Consider the following 1,734-nt stretch of genomic DNA (forward strand, 5'->3'; position numbering starts at 1 on the left):
GTCTCGAAGATGTCGCTGAAGCCGCCGAAGCCCGCCGCTCCCCCGCCGCCGAACGGGCTCTGGTCGCCGCCCATGTCGTAACGACGGCGCTGCTCGGGATCGCTGAGCACGTCGTACGCGTGGGTCACGAGCTTGAAGCGCTCGGACGCGTCCTCTCCGGGGTTGACGTCCGGGTGCAACTGGCGCGCGAGACGTCGGTAGGCCTTCTTGATGTCTTCGGGGCTGGCGTCGCGTTCGACACCCAGGACCTCGTAGTGGTCAGCCACAATCGCCTTCCTGCCCGCTCACGCGGGGTTGTTCTCTTCGGGGATGCCGTCAGCGCGCGCTGTCGTCGTCTTCGAGCATCCGGGTCAGATAGTGCGCGACGGCGCGGACCGCCGCGAGGTTGGAGGAGTAATCCATGCGGGTCGGTCCGAGCAGCCCCACGCGGGCGCCGCCGGTGGATCCGTCGTACCGGCTCGCGAGCACCGAGGCCTCGACGAGGCCGAAGGGTTCGTTCTCGCGTCCTATGCTGGCCGACAGTCCCTTGTCGTCGGCCACCATCTCGCTCATCAGGCGGAGCAGGGTGACCTGCTCTTCGATGGCTTCGAGCAGCGGGTAGATGCTGCCGCGGAAGTCGGCCTCGCGCTTGGCGAGGGTCGCGGCACCGGCCATCACGAGGCGGTCCTGGCGGAACTCCTCGAGCTCTTCGCCGACCACGCGCAGCACGGCGTCGGCGATCGCGTCGAGCACGATCCCGGGCCGCGGGCCCTCGGCCAGGGCGTCCGCGACGCGGTGCGCGCACTCGGCGACGCCGCGCCCGACGATGACGGCGCCCACCCGCGCGCGCAGCTGCACGATGTCGGCATCGCTCGGCTCCACCGGCACGAAGGCGATGCGCTGCGACACCCTGCCGGTGTCGGTGACCAGGATGACGAGCACCCGCGGTCCGCCCAGGGCGACCAGCTCGACGTGCGAGACGTTCGCGCGGGCGAACGAGGGGTACTGCACGATCGCGACCTGGCCGGTCAGCTGCGTGAGCGCGCGTACCGTGCGCGCGAGGAGGTCGTCGAGATCGCCGGCCTCGTCGAGGAACGACGTGATGGCGCTGCGCTGGGCGGTCGAGAGCGGGCGCAGTTCGGCGAGGTGGTCGACGAAGACGCGGTAGCCCTTGTCGGTGGGAACGCGCCCCGACGACGTGTGCGGTGCGACGATGAGGTCTTCGTCCTCGAGCAGCGCCATGTCGTTGCGGATCGTCGCCGCGGACACCCCGAAGGCGTGACGTTCGACGATGGCCTTGCTGCCCACGGGCTCGCGCGTGTCGACGTAGTCCTGCACGATCGCGCGCAGCACCTGAAGGCCGCGTTCCGACACCATGCGCTGCTCCTCCCGTTTGGCACTCGACTCGACTGAGTGCCAATTCTACGTCGAACGTCCGACGCTCGCGCCGAGCGGCTCGCGGGTGGTCGCGATGCCCCTCGTGCCGCGCCGTGCCCTCGATAAACGCGATGCGTGGCGAGAAACGCGGGCTCGCACCGTTTCTGGGCACGGACGGCGTTTATCGAGGGTCCTGGCGGGCGCGCGCTCCGCCGGCGGGCGTGCGCTCATCGTTGCGCCCACCGGCGGGCGCGGGCTCATCGTCGCGCCGACCGGCGGGCGCGCGCTTCTCGCTGCGCCCACCCAGGCGCGACGCGCTCCCCGCCGCCCACCCGCGCTCGGAGCGCCCACTCGGGCCAGGTGCGACAGGTCAGGCCG

Annotated in this window: 2 protein-coding genes; both read right to left on the bottom strand. The window is 71.2% G+C overall.

Annotated features, from left to right (window positions below; translation table 11 throughout):
* A partial coding sequence (locus DBR36_RS01660; protein ID WP_146185168.1) for a DnaJ domain-containing protein occupies positions 1–266 on the bottom strand: 266 nt, incomplete at its 3' end.
* A 49-nt stretch (positions 267–315) separates the two neighbouring features.
* A complete protein-coding gene (hrcA, locus tag DBR36_RS01665; RefSeq protein WP_108317286.1) occupies positions 316–1,356 on the bottom strand; it encodes a heat-inducible transcriptional repressor HrcA in 1,041 nt (346 codons plus the stop codon).
* Positions 1,357–1,734: the final 378 nt, after the last annotated feature.

It is taken from the genome of Microbacterium sp. HMWF026, from assembly GCF_003061325.1.
In the GTDB taxonomy this organism is placed as follows: domain Bacteria; phylum Actinomycetota; class Actinomycetes; order Actinomycetales; family Microbacteriaceae; genus Microbacterium; species Microbacterium testaceum_E.

Bases quoted from the DNA above. Each gene is read 5' to 3' on its own strand.
- hrcA (WP_108317286.1), bottom strand. From the start codon at position 1,356: ATGGTGTCGGAACGCGGCCTTCAGGTGCTGCGCGCGATCGTGCAGGAC.